We start from the raw sequence: 24,080 nt of genomic DNA, 5'->3' as shown, positions 1-24,080 counted from the left end.
GTAAGTGTGGTTCAATAACAGGTAGTGGCTGAGAGCTCCGCGCAGCGGCTTAGTTCAACGCTTATTGGGCGGAAAAATCCGTATTTAAACACGGATTTTTCCGCCTTTGTAAACTTTGTGTTGATGACATTACATCGGTTTAAGCTTATTTTCAATGGCTTATAGGTACGGCTTTTAGGCAACTAGCGGCAATTACGGAAACTTCCGCTTAACAAGCAAACGTCGGCTTTGCAATGCTAAACCATAACGCTTTACTCTGACAGGCGACTAACTTTGCGCTCTAACTCTTCAACCTGCGATTGGAGCGCGGCCACCTTATGCTCAAGCCCCTGACGTGTGTTGCCTTTTTTTAAATAAGCCCGTACCCAATCGGGAAAGTCCAGCAAGTCAATTAAAACCATCAAAACCACAAAGGCTGCTAAAACACCGACCATCTGCCAAACTTCCGACAATTCCATCATCTTTAAACGCCGTTCATTGATACATTAATGTTAATAATAACACCATCGTACACCGCGAAATCAAGGTATTGCCACTAATGCGTCAGCGACTTCTGTGCTAAACACGGCAACGGCGTTATTCTTGGCCATGCTTTATCAATAAACGCAGCCATAGCAGGCATAAAAAAACCTGCTGGCGCAGGTTTTTTGTTGTTAATCAGGCGGACAACTACGCCAGCTTGGGCGCGTCGAAGTTGGCCGGTTCGTCGCTGTAAATGCAGACATTCCAATCTGCTGCCAGACCGTCTTCGGCCAGGCAGTAGGTGTCAAAAAAATGCTTTATTTCAGCGCGCTGGCAATGGGCTTCAAAGCTGGCTAAGTCGGCCCAGATTTCATTAAAGGCAATTGGAAAGCTTTTGCCTTCGGCAAAGGGGCTTACTATTTGCCGGGTAACAATATACTGCAGGCAGCCATCTTCGCGGTTGCTGTTTGGCTCTAAGCTTTGCAGCACCTTAAACAACTCGTCGGCTTTGCCCGGTTTGGGTTGAAACTGCGCGATGCAATAGACTTTTTTCGACATAATACCTCCTTAGTGCCCAGCCGGGCTGCCGTATATCTGAAACAGGTCGGCGTTTAAATACAAATGCGTTAATACGCTGGCAGCATAGCCCAGCAGTATTACCGGCGCCCATTTTAAATGGCCGGCAAAGGTGTAATAACCACGGGCCTGGCCCATTAACGCCACACCCGCGGCTGAGCCAATAGATAACAAGCTACCACCAACACCCGCGGTTAAGGTGATTAGCAACCACTGGCCGTGCGACATATCCGGCTGCATAGTAAGTACCGCAAACATCACCGGAATGTTGTCCACCACGGATGACATTAAACCTAAAACCACGTTGGCAATAGTCGGATTACCGCCACCGTATAAGCTGGCAGATAGCATTTCCAGATAACCAATATAACCCAGGCCGCCAACACACATTACCACGCCATAGAAGAATAATAAGGTGTCCCACTCGGCGCGGGCAATGCGGTTGAAGACATCAAAGGGCACAATTTGTCCAAGCGCCCGCATTCGCTCGATATCGCCCTCACGCTCGGCCATAGCCCGTTTACGCGCCAGCGAACCCGGCAGGGTTTTACGCAAGAAAAAGCCAAAGAACTGCAGCAGGCCAAGGCCGGTCATCATACCCAGTACCGGCGGTAAATCTAACCAGGAATGGTACAGCACTGCCAGTGCGATAGTGGCTAAAAATAGTGTCAGTATACGCAGTGCACCGCGTTTTAACTCGACATCTTCTTGCAGTGCTGCCGGGTAACGGCGCTCGACAAACAGGCTCATCACAATGGCGGGCACCAGGTAATTCATAACCGACGGAACAAACAGGGTAAAAAATTCATTAAAGGTAATAATACCGGCCTGCCATACCATCAGTGTGGTAATGTCGCCAAACGGAATAAAAGCACCGCCAGCGTTGGCTGCTACCACGATATTAACGCACATCAGGTTAATAAAACGTTTGTCGCCTTCAGCGACTTTCATTACCACAGCACACATCAACATGGCGGTGGTCATATTATTGGCAAAAGACGAGATAAAAAACGCCAGTACACCGCTTATCCAAAACAATGTGCGGTAACTAAAACCCCGGCGGATCATCCAGGCGCGCAGCGCATCAAACAGCCGCCGCTCTTCCAGTGCGCTGATGTACGTCATCGCTACCAGCAAAAACAGCATTAACTCGGCAAATTCAAGTAAGGTATGGCGAAACGCGTCTGCAGTCACACCAGGCAGGCCTTGTTGCATATATTTCCAGGCAATAAGTGCCCAGATAATACCCGCCGCCACCAGTACCGGTTTAGATTTGCGCAGATGTATTTTTTCTTCAGCCATTACCAGCACGTATGCCAGGCCAAACAGCACTAATGAAACGATACCAACAGTTGACAGGGTTAAATTTAAATTGCCGGTGGCGGCAAACACGGTGGGAGAAAACAACAGGCACAGCAAAAATACCAGCGCAGACTGCTTCACAATTTGGTCCTCAGTTTGGAAGGAGTGTCACCCGGCGGACACCGGGTGCACAGTATAAAGCAACTTGAATAGAATAATTACTCAGCTTATGCCAAAAACACTAAAACTGGCTTTATTTAGCCATAAATGCACCAAAATACTGGCGACATAGCCCAGTAAAATAACCGGTGCCCATTTTAAATGGCCGGCAAAGGTGTAATAACCCCTCGCCTGCCCCATTAACGCCACCCCGGCAGCCGAGCCAATTGATAGCAAGCTGCCACCTACACCTGCTGTTAAGGTAATTAACAACCAATGGCCGTGCGACATCTCTGGCTGCATGGTAAGTACCGCAAACATCACGGGGATATTATCAATAACAGCGGAGATAATACCCAGCGCCACGTTAGCCCAGGTGGCATCCCACTGGGTATACAGCAGATCAGACATCTGTGCTAAATAGCCGATAAAACCCAAACCACCAACGCACATAACCACGCCGTAAAAAAACAACAAGGTGTCCCACTCGGCACGCGATACCCGGCTAAACACGTCAAATGGCACAACCTGGCCAAGTGAGCGTAAGCGTTCCATATCGCCTTCACGCTCGGCCATTGCGCGTTTACGCGCCAGAGAGCCCGGCAGGGTTACCCGCAAAAAGTAACCAAAAAACTGTAAATAGCCCAGGCCAGTCATCATGCCCAGCACTGGCGGTAAATGCAGCACGGTATGAAAGGCTACTGCGGTGGCAATGGTTAATAAAAACAGTGTTAAAATACGCAGCGCACCACGTTTCAGCTCGATATCATCTTGCAGTGCCGCAGGCTTACGGTTTTCAACGAAGAAACTCATAATAACCGCCGGTATGATGTAGTTCACCAGTGACGGTACAAACAGCACCAAAAACTCAGCAAAATTAAGCAGGCCGGCCTGCCAAACCATTAAGGTAGTAATGTCGCCAAACGGGCTAAAGGCGCCGCCGGCATTGGCTGCTACCACGATATTAATACAGCACAGGTTAATAAACTTTTTGTCGCCCTCGGCTACCTTCATCACCACCGCACACATTAATAGCGCTGTGGTAAGGTTGTCGGCTACCGGTGAAATAAAAAAAGATAAGATGCCAGTAATCCAGAACAACTGTTTGTAACTAAAGCCCTTGCGCACTAGCCAGCTACGAAGCACATCAAACAGCCGGCGCTCTTCCAGCGCATTGATGTAGGTCATTGCCACCAGCAAAAACAACATTAACTCGGCAAATTCGAGCAAGGTATGGCGAAACGCCGCTTCAGATTGCTCTGGCATACCGGCCTGCACATATTGCCAGCCGATTAACGCCCAGATAATACCTGCGGCGACCAGCACTGGTTTAGATTTACGCAGGTGAATTTTTTCTTCCAGCATTACCAGTGCATACGCCAGCACAAAAATGCCGATAGCGACAAAGCCGGTAACACTGGCGGTTAAATCCACCGCACCCACTGCAGCATGCGCTGCCGGTGCGAACATAGCCAGCAACAGCACCGGCCAGAACAACATAGTTTGCTTTTGCATGATAGTAACAACAGTTCCTGGTTAACGTTACGGGTACAAAAAACCCGGCCAGTAGCCGGGTTTCGGGTTTAGCGTAAGATCAGCAACGAGCACTTGGCTTTGCAAATCATGGCAGTGGTGGTGCTGCCAACAATAAATTGCCGGATCCGTGAGTGGCCATAGGCGCCCATCACCAGCAAATCAATAACATGGTCCTGCTGATACTGATGCAGCACAACATCGGGCTCGCCAGCGACAATGGCGGTTTTAGTATCAAAACCCGCCGAGCGCATAATGTGTGCTGCACCATCCAATTCTGCCCGGGCAATGTCAGTGTCTGCACCCGCCATCACTAAATGAACCGGTAAACCGCGGCACAATGGGCTGGCCGAAAGCATTTGCAGGCTTTTTTGTGCCGTAGCGCTGCCATCATAGGCCAGCATAATGCGCTGCGGGGTTTTGTAGTGTTGCTGGGTTAGTAAAACAGGGGTATGCAAACTGCGAATAACCCGTTCGACATGTAACCCCATATGACCATGGGCATCTGCACTACTAAAACCACGCTTGCCCAATACCAGTAAACGGGCCTGGCTTTCTAGTTCAGTTAGCGTTTCTACCAATTGGCCATGGCGCAAACAGTCGTCCAGCGCCGTAATACCGGCTTTTACGGCGTGCGCTCTTGCCGCGTCTAAAATACGGCGCCCGCGTTGTAACGCCAGCTTACTGTGTTTTTCATCCAGCTCGGCAAGTTGTTGCAACAATAACTCTTGTGACCCCAGGCCAATACTGCCGCTTAGATCAGGCGTCTGAGTGTGCAGGGCTTTGTCCAGTGCATGCACTAATGTAATAGGTGCAGCCAGTTGTTTGGCAGCCCAAACGGCATAATCACATATGGCTTCAGCAAAAGGTGAAGCATCGATACAGGCCAGTATTTGCGTTGTCATATCGCTCTCTTAAATTTCAGCTGGCCAAAGAGCAGAGCTCAGCACCCCGGCTGCCGCAAAAAATCAGCACAGCATAGCGAAAAACGGCAAAAACGCTATTCAACCTTAGTGGTATAGCATGCAGACAACGGCAAGTAGGCACTGGCTGTTGCAAACGGCTACTGCAGACGGACGCGAATACTAACAAAAAGTTAAATGGCTTTACAGCTTTTAAACCGCCATTACTTAGACAGGCAGGCCTTCGCGGAAAAACTGCACACCGCTACAATGGCTGCAAGCCAGCAGCTCAGATGGGTGGGTGTAATCTGTATGCTGTAAACAATGACTGCAGCGATAACGCCCCATGCCAACCATTTCACCCTGGAAATAGATCCCCTGATGCTTAAAGTCAGCTGCCAACTCCTGCCATTCCAACTGACTTTTATCCGTGATACAGCTTAGTTGCTGCCACAAGGCCTCGGGCCACAGTGACGGTAATTCAGCCGTTGGCTGTTGCGCCTGTTCTTGCCACTGCCGTTTGAGCGTTTCAATAAAGAGCGCCGTTTCATAGGCGCTTAGTTCCCGGCCGGCTTTGATATAGGCTTTGAGCTGCTCGACAAACCACACCATATTATCCAGTTGCTGCTGTTCGGCTTGCTGCAGGTTGCGGTTAAACTCGCTAAGCCATTGCTGATACTTCTTTACAAAATCTGTCATAGGGCCTCCGTTGCTGTAAAACCAGTATAGACAATGCGCTGCTTGTTGTTGTCAAAACGGCTCTGCGGTATGCTATAGCCACTTTTTGCCGCCTTATTGGCAGCTGTATTAACCCCCCTTTTTCGGAAGACCTGAATGCAAGAACAATACAACCCGCAGCAGATTGAAACCGCACTGCAGCAGCAATGGGAACACACCAACGCTTTTAAAGTGACAGAAGATGCCAGCAAAGAGAAATTTTACTGTCTGTCGATGTTTCCTTATCCCAGCGGACGTTTGCATATGGGCCATGTGCGTAACTATACCATTGGTGATGTAGTAAGCCGTTTTCAGCGTATGCAGGGTAAAAACGTAATGCAACCTATGGGTTGGGATGCCTTTGGTTTGCCGGCAGAAAACGCCGCAATAAACCATAAAACGGCCCCGGCCAAGTGGACCTACGAAAATATTGACTACATGAAAAACCAGTTAAAGCGTTTAGGCTTTGGCTACGACTGGAGCCGTGAAGTCGCCACCTGTAAGCCCGAGTATTACCGCTGGGAGCAATGGTTTTTTACCAAGTTGTACGAAAAGGGCCTGGTATACAAAAAAATGGCTACGGTGAACTGGGACCCGGTTGACCAATGCGTACTGGCTAATGAGCAGGTTATCGACGGCAGAGGCTGGCGCTCTGGCGCCTTAGTAGAGCAACGCGAGCTGGCGCAGTGGTTTATTAAAATTACCGCCTACGCTGAAGAGCTGTTACAAGATTTAGATCAGTTAGACGGCTGGCCTGAGCAAGTCAAAACCATGCAAAAAAACTGGATTGGCCGCTCTGAGGGCGTTGATATCCGCTTTGATATTGCTGATTCAACCGAAAGCTTAAGCGTTTACACCACCCGGCCTGATACCTTATACGGTGTAACTTACGTTGCCGTTGCAGCCCAGCACCCACTGGCACAGCAAGCCGCAGCCACCAATGCTGCACTGGCAGCTTTTATTGAAGACTGCAAAGGCGGCAAGCTAGCTGAAGCCGAGCTTGCCACCATGGAGAAAAAAGGCTGCGCCACCGGCATCTATGCTGTGCACCCGTTAACCGGTGACAAGGTACCGGTGTGGGTAGCCAATTTTGTGCTGATGGATTACGGTTCTGGCGCCGTAATGGCGGTACCTGGCCATGATCAGCGCGACTATGAATTTGCCACTAAGTACAATTTGCCAATTAAACAGGTCGTCGCGCCAGCAGCAGATGCTGTGCAAGCCTGTGATTTAAGCCAGGCCGCCTACGCTGAAAAAGGTGTACTGGTAAACTCGGCAGAATTTGACGGCCTAACCTTTGATGCTGCTTTTAGTGCTATTGCCGCCAAACTGGCTGGCATGGGCCGCGGCGAGGTAAAAGTAAATTACCGGCTGCGTGACTGGGGCGTATCACGCCAGCGCTACTGGGGCACGCCTATTCCCATGCTAAACCTGGCCGATGGCAGCCAGGTGCCGGTACCGGAAGATCAACTACCGGTACGCCTGCCGGAAGATGTCGTAATGGACGGTGTAACCTCACCAATCAAAGCTGACCCAAACTGGGCCAAAACCAGCTATAACGGCGCTGAAGCGTTTCACGAGACGGACACCTTCGACACCTTTATGGAGTCGAGCTGGTACTATGCCCGCTACTGCAGCCCGGACTATGACAAAGCCATGCTCGACCCGGCCAAAGCCAACTACTGGCTGCCGGTAGATCAGTATATCGGCGGAATTGAACACGCTATTTTGCACTTACTGTACAGCCGCTTCTTCCACAAATTGCTGCGTGATGTTGGTTTAGTGCAATCTGACGAACCGTTTAAACGCTTACTGTGTCAGGGTATGGTTCTGGCAGAAACCTTTTATCGTGACAGCGATAACGGCGGCAAGCAGTGGTTCTCACCAGCTGACGTCACCGTGCAGCGCGATGATAAAGGCCGTATTGTCAGCGCCGTGCTAAACAGTGATGGCCAGCCGGTTGTCGCCTCAGGCATGAGCAAGATGTCAAAATCAAAAAACAACGGCATAGACCCACAAAAAGTTATCGACCTTTACGGTGCCGATACTGTGCGCTTATTTATGATGTTTACCGCACCACCAGAGCAAACGCTGGAATGGTCAGATTCGGCGGTAGAAGGTGCACACCGCTTTATAAAACGTATTTACGCCCTGGTTAATGAATTTGCCACCAGTGGAAACGTGGGCCAGCTTGATATCGCCTTGCTGAATAACGAACAGAAAACCCTGCGCCGTGAGCTGCATAAAACCATCGCCAAGGTATCAGATGACATAGGCCGGCGTTACACCTTTAACACCGCTATTGCCGCCATTATGGAGCTGAGCAACAAACTGCAAAAAGCCAGCCTGACCACCGAACTTGACCGGGCGGTGATGCAAGAAGCGGTGCTGGCATTGCTGCAAATGCTGAACCCTATTACCCCCCACGTGGCGCAGTATTTGTGGGCTCAGCTGGGCCAGAGCAACGCCATTGAGCAAACGCCATGGCCACAGACCGATGCGGCAGCCATGGTAGAGGATGAAAAATTGGTAGTGGTACAGGTAAACGGCAAAGTACGCGGCAAAGTTACCGTGGCAGTTGATGCCGACCAGGACACCGTACTGGCCGCGGCGAAAACGGACGACAACGTAAACCGCCACCTCGATGGTGTAACCTTACGTAAAGTAATTTACGTGCCGGGTAAGTTACTAAACCTGGTGGTTGGCTGATATGGCCCGCCGCAGCGTTTTGCTGGTACTGCTTAGTAGCATGCTGCTAAGCAGCTGCGGTTTTCATCTGCGCGGTGATTTACCGTTAAGCCATTTTCCAGCCATGTATATTCAAAGTGAGCGACACTCCGAATTAGCCGCCATGGTAAGTGACCGCTTAAGCTACAACAAGGTTCAGGTACTGGCCAGTTATCAAAGCCAGGCACCGGTATTGCAGCTAATAAGTGATTCACTGGAGCGGCGCACCCTGTCGTTGTTTCCCAATGGCCAGGTCGCCGAATACGAGCTTATTTACAAGGTCCGTTATCAGGTTACCATGCCTGACGGTGAGCCACAGCCATACCAGTTTGAATTGTATCGCGATTATCAGGACGATCCTAATCAGGCGCTGGCAAAAGCCAAAGAGCTGGAGCTAATGCTGGACGAATTGCGCCAGCAAGCGGCTAATCGCATACTGCGCCAATTGGCCAGATTGCACTAATGCAATACCGGCAACGTTAATGCAAAAACTGTACGCTAATCAACTGGCACAGCACCTGACAAACCAGCTTGCTCCATGCTATTTATTGTTTGGCGATGAGCCACTGCAAAAATTAGAAGCCATAGACGCTATCCGGGCGGCAGCCAAAGCGAAGGGCTATGATGAGCGGCTTAGTTTTAGCGCCGATGCCCAGTTTGACTGGCAGGAACTAAGCAACGAGTTACAAGCCATGTCGTTGTTTGCCGAAAAGCGTTTGATAGAACTGGAGCTGGTGCAACAAAAACTGTCAACTGTTGCCAACGACCAGCTTAAAGCGCTGCCGCAGCAGTTACACAGCGATATTATTTTGCTTATTCACGGCGAGCGAAGCCACAGTGAAGTCAGTAAACTGGCCTGGTTTAAGCAGTTACAAGCACAGGCAGTGCAAATACCGGTTTACCCGCTGGATGAGCGCCAAAGCCTGCAATGGCTGCGTGAACGCGCCCGCCAGATGCAATTGCAACTGACCAGCGATGCCTTGGCATTATTACAGCAGCATTGTGCCGGCAACCTGCTGGCAGCGCGTCAGGAACTGGAAAAACTGGCGCTGAGTAATGCCCGGACAATGCTGGATGCTAACGCGTTAAGCCAGTTTCTAGCAGACCATTCCAGCTTTACTGTGTTTCAATTGCTGGACAGCCTGCTCAGTGCACAAAGCGATGATGCGTTACACCGTTTGCAGCGTTTATGCCAGCAGGATACCGAGCCAGTAATTATTGCCTGGCACTTACAAAAAGAAGCATTAACATTGCGCGAGCTGGCCCAGGCGCAACAAAATAATCAACCGCTGGCTGACGTATTCAAGCGTCTGGCGATATGGCCTAAACGTCAACCTTTGTATCAACAGGCCCTGCAACGATTAAGCCTGGCCTGGCTTGATTATCTGCTGGCAGAACTGGCCGCCTTTGACCGGCTGTTTAAAACCGGGCAGCTATCTGACAGCAGCGTAGCACTGGCGCATCTTGTCAGTCTGTTTATTTATCCGTTAGCAAAGACGTTTTCACTGCAACAACTTAGCCATGACTAAACATATCGGCATCTTCGGTGGCACCTTTGACCCGATACATCAGGGCCATATACGTTGTGCCAACTTTGTGCAGCAATATTGCCAACTAGACAGCGTAAGGCTGATGCCATGCCACCTGCCGCCACATCGCGCCAGCCCCGGCGTGAGCGCAGAGCAACGCGCTACTATGGTACAACTGGCAATTACCGGCCATAGCGGCTTGTCACTTGAACGTTTAGAACTGGAAAAATCCACGCCGTCGTACACAGCAGACAGCCTGGCGCTGCTGCACCAGCGCGAACCAGAGATAAACTGGTATTTTATTATCGGCATGGACTCGCTGTGTTACCTGAAAAGCTGGAAAAACTGGCAACATATTTTACAGCAGGCACATTTGCTGGTTTGCCAACGTCCGGGCTACAACAGCAGTATGGGCGATGCGCCCGAGCTGCTACACCACTATGGCCGACAGGATCTGGCCGCGCTGCGCCAGTCAGATACCGGCGGCATCCTACTGCTACCCAATCCATTAACTGACATCAGTGCGACATCAGTGCGCCAGCAATTACAGCACCATAAGCTGGCCGCAGACACTTTAGATCCGGCGGTATTGAACTATATTCAAACGCATAGACTCTATCAGGCGTAATAACTAACACCAACGCTAAACTATGCTAAAATGCTGCTTTTTTCAGGTGTAGAGGACTTAGGGTGCAAACAACCGAGCTGGTAAGTTTTATTCAGGACAAAATAGACGATTTAAAAGGCCGCGATATCGTAACGCTGGACGTGCGTGGTAAATCCAGCATTACCGAATTTATGATAATCTGCTCTGGCACCTCAAACCGTCACACTAAATCTATTGCCGATTACGTTGCCGCTGAAGTTAAAAAAGCCGGCATCGCCACACTGGGCATTGAAGGTCAGGCATCCGGTGAATGGGTACTACTGGATTTAGATGACGTAGTTGTACATGTCATGCTGGAAGAAACCCGCGGTTTCTACCAGCTGGAAAAACTCTGGAGCGCCTAAGCCGCGATGAAGTTAATACTTATCGCTGTGGGTAGTAAAATGCCGGCCTGGGTGCAAAGCGGTTATGATGAATATGCCCGTCGTTTTCCGCGCGATTTACCGCTGGAGCTGATAGAAATTGCTGCCGGTAAGCGTGGTAAAAATGCTGATATTAAACGCATTCTGGAAATGGAAGGCGAAAAGATGCTTGCCGCAGTGCCTAAAGGCAGCCGCATTGTTACACTGGAGGTGACCGGCGCCAACTGGAGCAGCCCTCAGCTTGCTGGCAAGTTGACCGACTGGCAGCGCGACGGCCGTGATGTTTGCTTACTAATAGGTGGGCCGGAAGGTTTAGCGCCGGCCTGCATTGCAGCAAGCGAGGCAAAATGGTCGCTGTCAGCACTAACACTGCCGCACCCAATGGTTCGGGTGGTACTGGCTGAAAGCCTGTACCGAGCCTGGAGTATTTGTACTAATCATCCTTATCATCGCGAGTAAAGATGTTAAAGAAACGCGTTGCCATCCAGGACTTTGCTGCAGAATCCCGGCTGTTTAATCAGCGGGCTGTTGTTGCTTTAGCCGGCGTGGCCTTGCTGTTTTGTTTGATCATCTACAACCAATATCAGCTGCAGGTAGTGTCTTATCAGGATTACCGTACCCGCTCTGAAGGCAACCGGATCAAAGTGGTACCTGTAGCACCCAATCGCGGGCTTATTTTTGATCGCAATGGTATCTTGCTGGCAGAAAACCGACCGGTGTTCTCACTGGAACTGATCCCAGAGCAAGTAAAAGATATGCCGCAAACGCTAGCGCAACTGGCGCAGCTCATTAGCATTTCACCTGAGCAGCAGCAAAGTTTTATGGCACAGGTAAAGGCGCAGCGGCGCTTTAACAGCATAGCGTTAAAAGAGCAGCTTGATGATACTGAAGTTGCCATTCTGGCCACTAACCAACACCGCTTCCCGGGTGTGACTGTTGAAGCCCGTTTAAGCCGGCATTACCCCTTTGCTGATTTGTTTACCCATGCTTTGGGTTATATCGGCCGCATTAACAGCCGTGAGCTACAGCAATTGGAACAGGACGAAGAGCTGGCAAACTATGCCGCCAGCCGCGACATTGGCAAAATAGGCCTTGAGCGTTTTTACCAACGTGAACTGCATGGCACTATGGGTTATCAGGAAGTAGAGGTAAACAACCGCGGCCGTTCTATCCGGGTACTGCGTTCGGTACCGGCAGTGTCCGGACAAAATTTACATCTGGGGCTCGATGTTGGTTTGCAGCTTACCGCACAGCAAGTACTGCAGCAACAGCGTGGGGCTATAGTCGCCATAGATCCGCGCGACGGCGCGGTACTGGCGTTTTACAGCAACCCAAGCTACGACCCTAATTTATTCGTGCACGGTATCAGCTCTACTAATTATAACGCCCTGCTAAATTCACGTGACAAGCCTCTAATTAATCGTGTTACACAAGGTACTTATCCACCGGCTTCAACCATTAAACCCCATTTGGCACTGCTGGGTTTAGAGAGCAACACCGTAACGCCAGAGACCAAAATCTGGGATCCTGGTTTTTTTATGCTGCCTAATGTTGAGCATCGCTTTCGTGATCATTATCGCTGGGGGCATGGTTGGGTAGATGTGTATACCGCCATGATGAAAAGTTGTGATACCTACTTTTATGAGATGGGCGTAAAACTGGGTATAGACCGTATTTCCGATTATATGAGCAAGATGGGCTTTGGAGAAAAAACCGGTATTGATATTCTAGAAGAAAGCAGCGGCATTATGCCATCCCGTGGCTGGAAAAGAGCCCGGTATAACCAACCCTGGTATCAGGGCGACACTGTGCCACTGAGTATTGGCCAAAGCTACTGGACTACTACGCCATTACAACTGGTCGTCGCCACAGCAGTATTGTTAAATCAGGGCAGGCTGGCTAAACCGCATATGGTGACCCATTTTAGCGATGTGCTGGGTAAAACCGCGCTAGCGCCAGAAGTACATCAGGCTATAGAAGTGGTAAACCAACAAAACTGGGATGTGGTAATGGATACCATGCATCGCACTGTAAGAGATATCGGCGGCACAGCGCGCAACGCTTTTGTTGGTGCCAACTACGACTCTGCCGGCAAAACCGGCACCGCCCAGTTGTTTGCAATCGGCCAGGATGAAGAATATGACGCAGAAAAAGTAGACGAGCGATTGCGTGATAATGCCATGTATATTGGCTACGCGCCTTATGACAAGCCCACTATTCTGATTGCGGTGGCACTGGAAAATGCCGGCGGTGGTGGTGCAAACGCGGCGCCGATAGCCCGACAAATGATGGACTACTATTTTGCCGCAGGAGTAAACCAGAGTGAATGAGCATTTTAGCGGCCATACCCGGCGCAGCCGGTTAAACTTATTTCACATTGATGGCCCATTACTGCTTGGCCTGCTGGCATTATTGGTATTTGGTTTGTTTATTTTATACAGTGCGTCAGGCCAAAGCACGGGGATGATGAAAGCCCAGCTCGTGCGATTAGGCGTAGCGCTGGCGGTAATGGTCGCTGTGGCACAGATCACGCCACAGACGCTGAGACGCTGGTCATTACCTGTATTTTTGGCCGGGCTAGCAATGCTGGTTGCCGTGTTATTGGTAGGCCACGTTGGCAAGGGAGCACAACGCTGGTTGGATTTGGGCTTTATGAAATTTCAGCCCTCAGAGATTATGAAACTGGCGGTGCCAATGACTGTCGCCTGGATTATCGCGCAACACAGCTTACCACCCAGATTATGGCATCTGCTACTGGGCTTTCTCGCCTGTATCATTCCAACATTGCTGATCGCCAAACAACCTGACTTAGGCACATCAATCCTGATCCTTACGGCCGGCGTATTTGTACTGTTTATGTCGGGTATGAGCTGGCGCCTTATTGCCTTTGTCGCAGCAGCAGTATCGGCATTTTTACCCGTGTTGTGGCTGTTTTTAATGCGTGACTATCAACGCCAACGTGTGCTGACTTTTTTAAACCCTGAAAGTGACCCGCTTGGGTCCGGTTATCATATTATTCAGTCAAAAATTGCTATCGGCTCTGGCGGGCTGGAGGGCAAAGGCTACTTACAAGGCACACAGTCTCAGTTAGAATTTTTACCGGAGCGCCATACCGACTTCATCTTTGCCGTGATTAGCGAAGAACTGGGTTTAATCGGGGTACTAATTTTACTTAGTCTGTATTTGTTTATCATTGGCCGCTGTATGCATATTGCCAGCCAGGCTCAGGATAATTACAGCAAGCTGGTTGCCGGTAGCTTTACTCTGACATTTTTTGTCTATGTATTCGTAAACATTGGTATGGTCTCCGGCTTATTACCCGTGGTGGGCGTCCCCTTACCGTTAGTCAGTTATGGTGGCACGTCAATGGTGACACTGATGGCGGCTTTTGGTGTAATAATGTCGGTTGGCACTCACAAAAGGATCCTGGCGACACCATGATAAGAGCCCTGATAGTTTGCCTTAGCCTGGCACTTAGCAGTTGCAGTACCCGCATTACCGAGGCAGAGCCAAATGCAGGACGTTATCAGCAACAAAAGGACAGTAAGCCTGCGCGGTTGCCGACGTTATTGGAGATGACCGATCCGGCGCCAAAGGCCGAACCGCTCAGCAGGGGCGGCAATCGTCCTTACCGGCTATTTGGTCAGTCTTATACGCCGTTAACCGACGCCACCGTGCACACCGAAATCGGTATCGCGTCCTGGTATGGCAATAAATTTCACGGCCACCTTACCTCTAACGGTGAAACCTATAATATGTTTGCCATGAGTGCAGCGCATAAAACACTGCCATTACCGTCTTATGTTAAAGTAACCAATCTCGACAATGGCAAAACAGCTATCGTCAGGGTAAATGATCGCGGCCCTTTCCACCGCGATCGTGTTATTGACTTATCGTATTCTGCTGCAGGTAAAATTGGCATGTTGCAACAAGGTACAGCCAGAGTTCAGCTAGAGCTGCTACAGTCGCCGGCGATGCTGGCGCAGCAACCGCCAGAAGCTTGCTACATTCAGGTATTTGCCAGTACTGACGCCAGCAAAGCTCAGCAATTGCTGCAACAACTTAAGCAGCAACAGGCACTACCTGCAGAAATACATCCTGGTAGCGGAATTTTCCGGCTGCGGGTTGGTCCAACCCGCGACAAGCAGCAAGCACAGCAATGGTTAAGTAAGTTGCGTCGCGGGAATTTTCCATCGGCTTTTTTTGCCAACAGCAATTTGTGTAGTTAACACGGTACATTCACTCATTAATAAAATAAAAGAACAGGTCTTATGAATACGTATTGTCACATTTTTTCTATTGCCGCCCTCTCCTTTGTCAGTATTAGCCTGACTGCTCAGGCGCAAACAGTTATGCCGCAACCACCTGCTGTTGCCGCTAAAGGCCATATTCTTATCGATTACGATACCGGCAAAGTACTGGCCGAAAACAACGCCGATATGGCACTGGCACCGGCAAGTCTCACCAAAATGATGACTGCTTATGTTATTGGCATGGAGCTTAAAAATGGTAACGTAAATATACAAGATATGGTCACTGTCAGTGAAAATGCTTGGGCTAAAAACTTTCCAGGTTCATCACTGATGTTTATTGAAGTGGGTACAAAAGTTTCCATTGGTGATCTGATTAAAGGGATGATTGTTCAATCCGGGAATGATGCCTGTGTAGCCTTGGCAGAACATATTGCGGGCAGCGAAAGCGCCTTTGTCGACTTGATGAATGCGCATGCCCAAAAGTTAGGTATGCACAACAGCCGCTTTGGCAACAGCCATGGTTTACCAAGTCCAGAAAACTATACAACACCGCGCGACATGGTTTTGCTTTCAGCCGCATTAATAAAGGATGTGCCTGACATCTATGCTGTATATTCAGAACGAGAATTCAGCTACAACGACATTAAGCAATATAACCGTAACTCTCTACTATGGGATCGAAGCCTGGACGTAGATGGCATTAAAACGGGTCATACCAGCGAAGCAGGTTTTAGCTTGATCACTTCTGCCAGCCGCGATGGAATGCGATTAATTTCTGTAGTAATGGGTACTGCTAGCGAACAAACCCGGGTAGCTGAGAATAAAAAACTGTTAACTTACGGCTTTCGCTTTTTTGAAACTATTACGCCCTATCAGGCTGGTGAAAAGTTTGCTGAACAACGTATATGGCAAGGTGACAAAGAAAACGTACAACTAGGCATTTTAAATGCAGTACAAGTAACGATACCCCGTGGTCAGCAAAAAAATCTGCAAGCAGATTTCACCTTGAATCAGCAGCTTATCGCCCCCATTTCAAAGGGCCAACAGGTTGGTACTGTGTATCTGAAACTCAACGGTGAAGACATAGCCAGCTATCCAATGGTAGCGCTGGAAGATGTGGCCGAAGGTGGCTTTTTCAGTCGAATGATCGACTACATTAAAATGAAGTTTATTTAACCGGTAACGGCGCGGCTTTAATGCAGCAAGTCCCGGCAAATGCCGGGACTTTTTGTTACAATTGGCACATTAACCGATAACGCCTGCTTGTAGTACAGTGAGAACACCATGGTAAATGAAGTTAAAAACACCAAATTTGATGAGTATCTGGAGTTTCCGTGCCAGTTTAGTTTTAAAGTGCTGGGTCTGGCACACGACGATCTGGTAGATCACGTTATGATGGTCGTGCGTCAGCATACAGAAGCAGGCGATTATAGCCCGGCAGTAAAACCCAGCAGTAAGGGTAATTATCATTCAGTATCAGTCAGCGTTACCGTAACCAGTAAGCAACACATTGAACTTCTGTACACTGAGCTTGGCAAAATTGAGCTGGTGCGCTATGTACTCTGAGGTAGTACCTGCTGTTTAACCTCTCGTATTAGATACAAAGGGCGGTATAATGCACAGCGTTTTACAGCAAACCGGATTACAGGTGCCTACAGCTATAACACATCAACTGATTGTCAGAGAATTGGGCGTGCAGGACTACACCGAGGTGTGGCACGCAATGCAACAATTTACTGACCAGCGCGACGGCGACACCAAAGACGAGCTTTGGCTGCTTGAGCACTATAGCGTGTTTACTCAGGGCCAGGCGGGCAAGGAAGAACATCTGCTATTTCCCGGCGATATTCCGGTGGTTAAGGTTGATCGGGGTGGTCAGGTTACTTATCACGGCCCCGGCCAGTTAGTGGTGTATGTGTTGCTGGATTTAAAACGCCGCAACCTCGGTGTAAGAGCACTGGTCACATTAATTGAGCAGGTACTGGTAGATTTACTCACCGGCCATGGCATTACTGCTTATGCTAAAGCAGATGCGCCCGGTGTGTATGTTGATGGCGCTAAGATAGCATCTCTGGGCTTACGGGTGCGCAAAGGCTGTACCTTTCATGGTCTGGCACTAAACGTCAATATGGATTTAAGCCCATTCTCGCGCATCAATCCTTGTGGTTATGCCGGTATGCAAATGATCCAGTGCAAAGATGTAGGTGGCCCGCAAAATATTGCGCAGGCCAAACAACGAATAGTGCAGTTGTTTCAGCAAGCGCTGAACATAGACACACTGCAATACAAAACAGGGTTAGATTGGCAAAATGACTAAAACTGCACGTATGGAACCTGGCGTTAAATTACGCGACGCTGAAAAAATGGCGCTAATTCCGATTAAAGTTCTGCCAACCGAGCCGGACCAAATGCTACGCAAGCCAGATTGGCTAAAGATAAAACTGCCAAAAAGCTCAGAGCGCATTGACCAAATTAAAGGCGCACTGCGTAAGCATGGCCTGCACTCGGTATGCGAAGAAGCCGCTTGCCCTAACCTAACCGAATGCTTTAACCACGGCACCGCCACCTTTATGATTTTGGGCGCTATTTGTACCCGCCGCTGCCCGTTTTGTGATGTTGCCCACGGCCGCCCATTGCCGCCAAGCGCTGAAGAGCCAGAAAAACTAGCGCTGACTATTCGCGACATGCAGCTAAAATATGTGGTGATAACCTCGGTAGACCGCGATGATTTACGCGACGGCGGTGCTCAGCATTTTGCTGACTGTATCCGCGAAATCCGCAAACACAACCCCAGTATTAAAATCGAAGTATTGGTGCCAGACTTCCGCGGCCGTATGGATACCGCACTGGATATTTTAACCCAGACCCCACCGGATGTGTTTAACCATAACCTGGAAACGGCACCAAGGTTATACAAACTGGCACGGCCGGGTGCCGACTATAAGTGGTCGTTGCAGCTGTTAAAGCGCTATAAAGAAGCACACCCTAACGTCGCGACAAAATCGGGCTTAATGGTGGGCTTAGGTGAAACCACTGAAGAGCTGATCGAGGTATTAAAAGACCTGCGTGAGCACGATGTCGATATGTTGACCGTTGGCCAGTACCTGCAGCCGAGTAAGCACCACTTACCGGTAAAACGTTACATGCCACCGGCCGAGTTCGACGAAATTAAACGTATCGCTTATGAGCTGGGCTTTAAACACGTCGCCAGCGGGCCGTTTGTACGTTCCAGCTACCACGCCGACCGCCAGGCAGCCGGTGAAGAAGTAGGCTAATCAACACTACAATGCGTTCTGCTTGAAAAATGCGCCTGAGGGCGCATTTTTAATATCCACATAAGCTATTTTCGGATTAATATCGCGGTAATCCAGCGGAAGAACTAAACAAACTACCCTTACATCCCACATATTGACTTAAAACACACCTCTCTATAAACTTGTTTATGCAACACTTATTAACAATATGTAAAAATTAAGATCAGGGATGTCATAATGAAAAATAAACGGTTTAATCTGGCTTTGCTTATGGCTACGCTTTCTCTGCCGCTTCAGGCAAGCGACACGTCAACACGAGCCTGGCAATTACAAATTGACGATTGCCACTCAACCGCTTGTTTCTTTTACTCTGAGCAAACTATGCAGACGGTTGCGGCATTTGCAGAGGAAGTTTACCAGGATGTAAATCACTTTAGCCTTGATACCGTTGTAACCTATAACGACTTTTTGGAGGAATACACCTTATTAGATGCAGACGCTAAAGCAGCGATGCGCCAGGAAGATTACGCCCAGGCCAGGCTGGTGGTGCAGCGCAAAATGGCTGTAGCAACATTGTTGAACATTGGCCTGGCAGAATACAATATTTATGAGCAGATGTACTTTAACAAAAAGTACGGCACCAGCATGCCGTCTTTGCAAACCGAGTCAACAACCGAAGATTTGGTGATTACAATCCCTGGTGAACTTGACCCGTTGACCTGGAATTATGACATTGCCCGCTCCATAACTGAAGATGGTAAATCAAGCGCTGATGTACAATGGAGTCAAGGCGGAATAACATACCGTCAAAGCTTCGTTGTTATTCGAGTGTTTGGTGGCGCGCTTTCGGTTCGGGCCACTTCACAAAGAATGACTTGTGGGCCGACAAAAAATGGTGCATCTTGTAAATTACAATTTTAATTTTATAATCATTCAGTTGACCAGCCCCTTTTTTACAAGAGTAACGCAAACGAAGTAGCATCCATTATAAGACACTTACCGGCATAGCTGTTTTTTCCGCTAAAAACCGCTATGCTTCTTACAGCAATAATGGGGGGATGCGATGGAACACAGACGATTTAGCCGGGTGAATTTTAAAGGTAGAGCACATCTTGAAATTGGCAGCCACAGCTGCGCGACAGAGGTGTTAGATTTGTCGCTAAAAGGCGCGCTGATTAAAAAGCCTGCCGACTGGCCCCGCTCTTTACCCAAAGTGATGGAATTACGTATTTCGTTGAACGACTTTCCGGTAGAACTGGTGATGGAAGTCAGCGTAGCGCACCAGTCTGCCACTGCCGTTGGCTTGCACTGTGAAAAAATTGATATTGATAGCGTATCGCACCTGCGCCGCCTGCTGGAGCTTAACCTCGGTGATGCCGAGTTACTAAGCCGTGAGCTTACTGAGCTTAGCGAGCACGAATAACTTTATACCAGCCTTACACGCTAGGGTGCCAGTGCACTGCTGGCATCGGCATAACCCCAATCCGCTGCTTGCTGCATAAACTGTTGCCATAACGGCCAGTTTTGTTGCTGCCGCGCCAGGTAGGCAAAATAATATTGTACCGGCATCAGTTTGTCAGGTCGCGCAAGTATTTGCTGCGCCAGGGTAAAATACTCGGCAGGTAAATCCAGCTCATAAAACCGCATCAGATTATCTTGCGCAATAATCCTGTAAGCTTGTATACCGATGGCCTGGCAGGTATCAACAGCGGTTAACTGCGGTGCGTCGGGCAATTGCCACTGCTGCAGATAGGCGTCAACATTCGCCTGAATTAACAGGTTAGGATACACCTTGCCAGGCTGGCACAGTTCAGACGCTGCGGTTTCTGCTAAAGCATATTCGTCGACAAAACCGAGAACATGCATGAACTCATGGCGCAACAGTGCCAAACTAGCGTTATCTGGCAGTTGTAGGATACCGTTGTTATAGCTGGCTGTACCGCGCCCGGCAATCACCAGTAACTGGCTAAAACCACCAGCACTGACCAGAGATTGCAACGCAGGATAATGACAGCTAATACGGCTGCCGCCCTGCTCGCTGCAACGCAGTTCAGTGCTGTTAACCACATACAAGGCATTAAAACACACTGACAAGGTCGCTAACTGCGAGTCTTGTTGCCAGGCATGCAATAGCTCTTGCCAACGCGCTACGCCCTGTTGCTGGCTGACAACAGGCTGCAATGTCAGCTTGCACCCCGAAGCGGCAGTAAATCCTGCCATTTGTGGTTTCTGCTCTGGCCACAGTCCTAGCTCTGCACGTTGTGTTGGGTTTATAGTATCAACTGCCAGCTTACCACTGTGCCATTGTTGTGCCAGCCATAGCGCAGTATCCAAACGACCCTGTAAACGTTGTTGTAGCGCCAGAGCATGCGCAAGTGCTTTGTGATCACCTGCCATAGCGGCTAACTGCAAATAGTGCAGTGCAGCATCAAGCTGACCTTGTTCCAGGCGCTGGCTGGCAAGGCTTACGGCAATTGCAGGTTCAGTCTGTGCTCTGGCGATCAACTCATCCTGTGAAGGCGCTTTGCTGCAGCCGCTCAACAACACAAAAACAAAAAAGCCGGCTAAGCGGCTTTTTTTTATTACTTTGCGGCTGAACTCAGGGTTCATCAACATAAGCGTCCAGCGGCTTTTCGCCCCGCAAACGTGCCATTTCCAGCCGGGCATAGCGGTGCTCAACAAACTCGTACACATTAGTCGCCAGCACTTTTTTATAGTAGCTCAATGCTTGCTGTGGCCGTTCCTGACTCTCATGCCACTTTGCCAGATAAAAATACACCTCGCATAAGCGTTCAGCTAATAACTGCGGGCTGGATAAATCAATCAGCACCGAATCAAGCAGCGCCTTTTCACCAAGCTGGCCGGCAAAAAACAATACCAGATTAGTCGCCCAGTCATTGGCATCTAACATTTGCAGCTGTTGTATTAGCTGTTGTTTGGCAACAGGCTTAGACAGCTCACTTTGCACTAAATATAACCAGATTATCCGATAAGCATCTGCAGGCTTCAGCGCCAGAAAACGCTGCAAATCTTGCGCTGCCAGTTCAGTTTTACCAGCATAGTACAACGCAATACCGCGATTAAGATAGGCATACTCATGCTCGGGTGCTAACTCCAGTGCCGAATCAAACGCTTCATAAGCTGCGTCAAATTCACCACTTACCGTATGATGAATACCAACGAAATTATACGCATCAGCCATATCCGGCTTTAACCGCAACGCACGCATAAAATCGAGACGGGCCAAAGTACGCAGGCCTACGCTGTCGTACATCACGCCACGGTCATAGTACAGCTGAGCAGATTGCTCTTCTGATAACTCGGCACGATGCAATATTTCGCTTAAACGGGCAATAGCCAGCTCGGTACGGTAGGAAACAGGCTGCGGCTCAGGTGTAAGCCACAGGGTTGCCGATGGTGACTGTGAAGCACAGCCACCCAGCAATAGCGCAAGCAGCGCCAACGGCGCTGCACAGCGTAACAGCCTATCAGGCATTTGCTTCAGCATTCGCAGACTCTGATGCAGGTTTAGCGCTAGCTTCTTTAATGCTTAAACGCACGCGGCCTTGCTTATCAACTTCCAGCACTTTTACAGAAACTTTCTGGCCTAAGGTCAGGTGCTCGGATACATTATTCACGCGCTCATCAGAGATTTGTGAAATGTGAACCAAGCCATCTTTACCTGGCAGTACGTTTACAAAGGCGCCGAAGTCAACAATACGTACAACTTCACCTTCATAAATGGCACCCACTTCAATCTCAGCGGTAATGGCGTTGATCTTGTCGATAGCGATTTGTGCGGCTTTGGCGGTCGTCGCGGCAATTTTTATGCTGCCGTCATCTTCCAGCTCGATAGTGGTGCCAGATTCTTCAGTGATCTGACGAATTACCGCACCACCTTTACCGATAACTTCACGGATTTTCTCCGGATTAATCTTCATGGTGTAAATGCGTGGAGCGTATTCAGACATCTCTTCGCGGTGACCGCTGATCGCCTGGTCCATCACGTTAAGAATGTGCAAACGCGCTGCTTTAGCTTGCTTCAGCGCGATCTGCATAATTTCTTTAGTGATGCCGTCAATCTTTATGTCCATTTGCAGTGCAGTAATACCATCGGTAGTACCGGCTACTTTAAAGTCCATATCGCCTAAATGATCTTCATCACCTAAGATGTCTGACAGTACCACGAAGTCGTCGCCTTCTTTTACCAGACCCATGGCAATACCAGCCACAGAGGCTTTAATAGGTACGCCAGCGTCCATTAGTGCTAAAGAAGAACCACAGACTGATGCCATAGAGCTTGAACCGTTAGATTCAGTGATTTCTGACACAATACGTACTGTGTACGGGAAGTCATTGAAATCAGGCATTACGGCTAATACACCGCGCTTAGCTAAGCGGCCATGGCCGATTTCGCGACGCTTAGGTGAACCGACCATGCCAGTTTCGCCCACACAGTACGGCGGGAAGTTGTAGTGCAGCATAAAGGTGTCAGTTTTGGCGCTTAACAAGTCGTCGATGTTTTGTGCATCGCGTGCTGTACCTAAGGTAGCCGTTACCAGTGCCTGAGTTTCACCACGGGTAAACAATGCAGAACCGTGAGTACGTGGCAGTACGCCTGTCATTACGCTTAAACCACGGATCATTTCAGGATCGCGGCCATCGATACGTGGTTCACCTTTGGTGATACGGCCACGTACTACTTTAGATTCCAGCTCGTGGAAAATCTCGCCTACTTCGTTTTTGTTCAGCTCTTCGCCTTCGGCCAGCTCAGCAGTCAGTTTTTCTAACAATGCCGCTTTGATTTCGCCGATACGCTCATAGCGCTTAGCTTTTTCAGTGATCTGGTATGCTTCGCTTAACTGTGCACGGGCAAGTTCATCAATTTTGGCAATTAACGGCTGGTTTTTCGCCGGTGCCTGCCAATTCCACTTCGGCTTAGCGCCTTCAGCAGCAAATTCGTTGATAGCATTGATAGCCGTTTGCATTTGCTCATGGCCATACATTACTGCGCCCAACATCACGTCTTCAGACAGAATACCGGCTTCAGACTCAACCATTAATACTGCACTGGCAGTACCGGCTACCACTAAGTCTAACTTAGAGCTTTTCAGCTCTTCTTCTGACGGGTTCAGTACATATTGGTTATTGATATAACCAACACGGGCCGCACCAATTGGGCCGGCAAACGGAATACCTGACAACGCCAGCGCTGCAGAAGCACCGATTAACGCTACGATGTCCGGCTGAATTTCAGGCTGTACTGATACTACGGTAGCAATAACCTGCACTTCATTGATAAAGCCTTCCGGGAACAGCGGACGAATTGGCCGGTCAATTAAGCGTGACGTTAAGGTTTCGCCTTCACTTGGGCGGCCTTCACGCTTGAAAAAACCGCCTGGGATACGGCCGGCTGCATACATTTTCTCTTGATAATTTACCGTTAACGGGAAGAAATCCTGGCCAGGTTTGGCTTCTTTCTTGCCCACTACCGTTACTAAAACTGATGTATCACCCAGGCTGGCCAGCACTGCGGCATCTGCCTGACGGGCGATAACGCCGGTTTCTAAAGTAAAAGTGTGTTGGCCGAACGGGAATGATTTTACGATGGGAGTCACGTGTTTGTTTCCTTAACTT

The 24,080-nt window shown here is 49.3% G+C and carries 24 protein-coding genes; 15 read left to right on the top strand and 9 right to left on the bottom strand.

Annotation, left to right across the window (positions count from 1 at the left end; genetic code table 11):
- Window positions 1-251 precede the first annotated feature (251 nt).
- The 6 genes from ACYVIC_RS10510 to ACYVIC_RS10485 form a co-directional block, all read right to left on the bottom strand.
- The gene (locus ACYVIC_RS10510) at window positions 252-461 is read right to left on the bottom strand and encodes a hypothetical protein (protein WP_460859712.1); all 210 of its coding nucleotides are present in this window, start codon (window positions 459-461) and stop codon (window positions 252-254) included.
- 208 nt (window positions 462-669) lie between these two features.
- Complete coding sequence (locus ACYVIC_RS10505) at window positions 670-1,020, bottom strand: putative quinol monooxygenase (RefSeq protein ID WP_460859710.1); 351 nt, start codon at window positions 1,018-1,020, stop codon at window positions 670-672.
- A 9-nt stretch (window positions 1,021-1,029) separates the two neighbouring features.
- Window positions 1,030-2,481 carry a sodium:proton antiporter NhaD gene (gene nhaD / locus ACYVIC_RS10500; protein WP_460859708.1) on the bottom strand — a complete coding sequence of 484 codons (1,452 nt, stop codon included), beginning with the start codon at window positions 2,479-2,481 and terminating at the stop codon, window positions 1,030-1,032.
- An 81-nt stretch (window positions 2,482-2,562) separates the two neighbouring features.
- Entirely contained in the window at window positions 2,563-4,014 is a 1,452-nt protein-coding gene (gene nhaD, locus ACYVIC_RS10495; RefSeq protein WP_460859707.1) for a sodium:proton antiporter NhaD, read from the bottom strand.
- 68 nt (window positions 4,015-4,082) lie between these two features.
- Entirely contained in the window at window positions 4,083-4,937 is an 855-nt protein-coding gene (locus ACYVIC_RS10490) for a universal stress protein (RefSeq protein ID WP_460859705.1), read from the bottom strand.
- Window positions 4,938-5,162: 225 nt separating this feature from the next.
- On the bottom strand, window positions 5,163-5,633 hold the full coding sequence (locus ACYVIC_RS10485) for a zinc ribbon-containing protein (protein WP_460859704.1): 471 nt from the start codon (window positions 5,631-5,633) through the stop codon (window positions 5,163-5,165).
- A 135-nt stretch (window positions 5,634-5,768) separates the two neighbouring features.
- Between ACYVIC_RS10485 and leuS the strand changes: the two genes are divergently transcribed.
- The 15 genes from leuS to ACYVIC_RS10410 all read left to right on the top strand — a co-directional run bounded on the left by leuS (window position 5,769) and on the right by ACYVIC_RS10410 (window position 19,866).
- Entirely contained in the window at window positions 5,769-8,360 is a 2,592-nt protein-coding gene (gene leuS / locus ACYVIC_RS10480) for a leucine--tRNA ligase (RefSeq protein ID WP_460859703.1), read from the top strand.
- Window position 8,361: 1 nt separating this feature from the next.
- Window positions 8,362-8,841, top strand: coding sequence for an LPS-assembly lipoprotein LptE (locus ACYVIC_RS10475; RefSeq protein ID WP_460859701.1), 480 nt, complete (start codon window positions 8,362-8,364; stop codon window positions 8,839-8,841).
- Between the two features lie 19 nt (window positions 8,842-8,860).
- Complete coding sequence (gene holA, locus ACYVIC_RS10470) at window positions 8,861-9,907, top strand: DNA polymerase III subunit delta (RefSeq protein ID WP_460859699.1); 1,047 nt, start codon at window positions 8,861-8,863, stop codon at window positions 9,905-9,907.
- Complete coding sequence (gene nadD / locus ACYVIC_RS10465) at window positions 9,900-10,535, top strand: nicotinate-nucleotide adenylyltransferase (protein WP_460859698.1); 636 nt, start codon at window positions 9,900-9,902, stop codon at window positions 10,533-10,535. The genes holA and nadD overlap by 8 nt, the downstream gene beginning before the upstream one ends.
- 77 nt (window positions 10,536-10,612) lie before the next feature.
- The gene (gene rsfS / locus ACYVIC_RS10460; RefSeq protein ID WP_460859726.1) at window positions 10,613-10,918 is read left to right on the top strand and encodes a ribosome silencing factor; all 306 of its coding nucleotides are present in this window, start codon (window positions 10,613-10,615) and stop codon (window positions 10,916-10,918) included.
- A 6-nt stretch (window positions 10,919-10,924) separates the two neighbouring features.
- On the top strand, window positions 10,925-11,395 hold the full coding sequence (rlmH, locus tag ACYVIC_RS10455) for a 23S rRNA (pseudouridine(1915)-N(3))-methyltransferase RlmH (RefSeq protein ID WP_460859696.1): 471 nt from the start codon (window positions 10,925-10,927) through the stop codon (window positions 11,393-11,395).
- A 2-nt stretch (window positions 11,396-11,397) separates the two neighbouring features.
- Window positions 11,398-13,266, top strand: coding sequence for a penicillin-binding protein 2 (gene mrdA, locus ACYVIC_RS10450; protein WP_460859695.1), 1,869 nt, complete (start codon window positions 11,398-11,400; stop codon window positions 13,264-13,266).
- Window positions 13,259-14,377 (top strand): rod shape-determining protein RodA, encoded by a 1,119-nt coding sequence (gene rodA / locus ACYVIC_RS10445; protein WP_460859693.1) that lies wholly within the window; start codon window positions 13,259-13,261, stop codon window positions 14,375-14,377. The genes mrdA and rodA overlap by 8 nt, the downstream gene beginning before the upstream one ends.
- Window positions 14,374-15,165 carry a septal ring lytic transglycosylase RlpA family protein gene (locus ACYVIC_RS10440; protein ID WP_460859691.1) on the top strand — a complete coding sequence of 264 codons (792 nt, stop codon included), beginning with the start codon at window positions 14,374-14,376 and terminating at the stop codon, window positions 15,163-15,165. The genes rodA and ACYVIC_RS10440 overlap by 4 nt, the downstream gene beginning before the upstream one ends.
- 42 nt (window positions 15,166-15,207) lie before the next feature.
- Window positions 15,208-16,365, top strand: a complete 1,158-nt coding sequence (locus ACYVIC_RS10435; protein WP_460859689.1) for a serine hydrolase — start codon at window positions 15,208-15,210, stop codon at window positions 16,363-16,365.
- A 108-nt stretch (window positions 16,366-16,473) separates the two neighbouring features.
- The gene (gene ybeD / locus ACYVIC_RS10430; protein WP_460859687.1) at window positions 16,474-16,755 is read left to right on the top strand and encodes a DUF493 family protein YbeD; all 282 of its coding nucleotides are present in this window, start codon (window positions 16,474-16,476) and stop codon (window positions 16,753-16,755) included.
- A 49-nt stretch (window positions 16,756-16,804) separates the two neighbouring features.
- On the top strand, window positions 16,805-17,506 hold the full coding sequence (gene lipB, locus ACYVIC_RS10425) for a lipoyl(octanoyl) transferase LipB (protein ID WP_460859685.1): 702 nt from the start codon (window positions 16,805-16,807) through the stop codon (window positions 17,504-17,506).
- The gene (gene lipA, locus ACYVIC_RS10420; protein ID WP_460859684.1) at window positions 17,499-18,464 is read left to right on the top strand and encodes a lipoyl synthase; all 966 of its coding nucleotides are present in this window, start codon (window positions 17,499-17,501) and stop codon (window positions 18,462-18,464) included. The genes lipB and lipA overlap by 8 nt, the downstream gene beginning before the upstream one ends.
- Before the next feature lie 216 nt (window positions 18,465-18,680).
- Entirely contained in the window at window positions 18,681-19,364 is a 684-nt protein-coding gene (locus ACYVIC_RS10415; protein ID WP_460859683.1) for a hypothetical protein, read from the top strand.
- A 142-nt stretch (window positions 19,365-19,506) separates the two neighbouring features.
- On the top strand, window positions 19,507-19,866 hold the full coding sequence (locus ACYVIC_RS10410) for a PilZ domain-containing protein (protein ID WP_460859681.1): 360 nt from the start codon (window positions 19,507-19,509) through the stop codon (window positions 19,864-19,866).
- Window positions 19,867-19,886: 20 nt separating this feature from the next.
- On the opposite strand, the gene ACYVIC_RS10405 is transcribed toward ACYVIC_RS10410, so the two are convergent.
- The 3 genes from ACYVIC_RS10405 to pnp are packed head-to-tail and all read right to left on the bottom strand — an operon-like array spanning window position 19,887 to window position 24,061.
- Entirely contained in the window at window positions 19,887-21,059 is a 1,173-nt protein-coding gene (locus ACYVIC_RS10405; RefSeq protein ID WP_460859678.1) for a hypothetical protein, read from the bottom strand.
- Window positions 21,043-21,939, bottom strand: a complete 897-nt coding sequence (gene nlpI, locus ACYVIC_RS10400) for a lipoprotein NlpI (RefSeq protein WP_460859676.1) — start codon at window positions 21,937-21,939, stop codon at window positions 21,043-21,045. Before nlpI ends, ACYVIC_RS10405 begins: the two co-directional genes overlap by 17 nt.
- Window positions 21,932-24,061, bottom strand: coding sequence for a polyribonucleotide nucleotidyltransferase (gene pnp, locus ACYVIC_RS10395; RefSeq protein ID WP_460859673.1), 2,130 nt, complete (start codon window positions 24,059-24,061; stop codon window positions 21,932-21,934). The genes nlpI and pnp overlap by 8 nt, the downstream gene beginning before the upstream one ends.
- Window positions 24,062-24,080 lie beyond the last annotated feature (19 nt).

This window comes from Rheinheimera gaetbuli (assembly GCF_054781935.1).
Note: the sequence above shows the minus strand (reverse complement) of the source record. Positions and strands in the feature narration are given on the sequence as shown.

What these genes read in the sequence shown, in the direction of transcription:
- ACYVIC_RS10510 (WP_460859712.1), bottom strand. Translation starts at nt 461, where the DNA reads ATGATGGAATTGTCGGAAGTTTGGCAGATGGTCGGTGTTTTAGCAGCC.
- ACYVIC_RS10505 (WP_460859710.1), bottom strand. Translation starts at nt 1,020, where the DNA reads ATGTCGAAAAAAGTCTATTGCATCGCGCAGTTTCAACCCAAACCGGGC.
- nhaD (WP_460859707.1), bottom strand. Translation starts at nt 4,014, where the DNA reads ATGCAAAAGCAAACTATGTTGTTCTGGCCGGTGCTGTTGCTGGCTATG.
- ACYVIC_RS10490 (WP_460859705.1), bottom strand. Translation starts at nt 4,937, where the DNA reads ATGACAACGCAAATACTGGCCTGTATCGATGCTTCACCTTTTGCTGAA.
- ACYVIC_RS10485 (WP_460859704.1), bottom strand. Translation starts at nt 5,633, where the DNA reads ATGACAGATTTTGTAAAGAAGTATCAGCAATGGCTTAGCGAGTTTAAC.
- leuS (WP_460859703.1), top strand. Translation starts at nt 5,769, where the DNA reads ATGCAAGAACAATACAACCCGCAGCAGATTGAAACCGCACTGCAGCAG.
- ACYVIC_RS10475 (WP_460859701.1), top strand. Translation starts at nt 8,362, where the DNA reads ATGGCCCGCCGCAGCGTTTTGCTGGTACTGCTTAGTAGCATGCTGCTA.
- holA (WP_460859699.1), top strand. Translation starts at nt 8,861, where the DNA reads ATGCAAAAACTGTACGCTAATCAACTGGCACAGCACCTGACAAACCAG.
- nadD (WP_460859698.1), top strand. Translation starts at nt 9,900, where the DNA reads ATGACTAAACATATCGGCATCTTCGGTGGCACCTTTGACCCGATACAT.
- rlmH (WP_460859696.1), top strand. Translation starts at nt 10,925, where the DNA reads ATGAAGTTAATACTTATCGCTGTGGGTAGTAAAATGCCGGCCTGGGTG.
- mrdA (WP_460859695.1), top strand. Translation starts at nt 11,398, where the DNA reads ATGTTAAAGAAACGCGTTGCCATCCAGGACTTTGCTGCAGAATCCCGG.
- ACYVIC_RS10440 (WP_460859691.1), top strand. Translation starts at nt 14,374, where the DNA reads ATGATAAGAGCCCTGATAGTTTGCCTTAGCCTGGCACTTAGCAGTTGC.
- ACYVIC_RS10435 (WP_460859689.1), top strand. Translation starts at nt 15,208, where the DNA reads ATGAATACGTATTGTCACATTTTTTCTATTGCCGCCCTCTCCTTTGTC.
- ybeD (WP_460859687.1), top strand. Translation starts at nt 16,474, where the DNA reads ATGGTAAATGAAGTTAAAAACACCAAATTTGATGAGTATCTGGAGTTT.
- lipB (WP_460859685.1), top strand. Translation starts at nt 16,805, where the DNA reads ATGCACAGCGTTTTACAGCAAACCGGATTACAGGTGCCTACAGCTATA.
- lipA (WP_460859684.1), top strand. Translation starts at nt 17,499, where the DNA reads ATGACTAAAACTGCACGTATGGAACCTGGCGTTAAATTACGCGACGCT.
- ACYVIC_RS10415 (WP_460859683.1), top strand. Translation starts at nt 18,681, where the DNA reads ATGAAAAATAAACGGTTTAATCTGGCTTTGCTTATGGCTACGCTTTCT.
- ACYVIC_RS10410 (WP_460859681.1), top strand. Translation starts at nt 19,507, where the DNA reads ATGGAACACAGACGATTTAGCCGGGTGAATTTTAAAGGTAGAGCACAT.
- ACYVIC_RS10405 (WP_460859678.1), bottom strand. Translation starts at nt 21,059, where the DNA reads ATGTTGATGAACCCTGAGTTCAGCCGCAAAGTAATAAAAAAAAGCCGC.
- nlpI (WP_460859676.1), bottom strand. Translation starts at nt 21,939, where the DNA reads ATGCCTGATAGGCTGTTACGCTGTGCAGCGCCGTTGGCGCTGCTTGCG.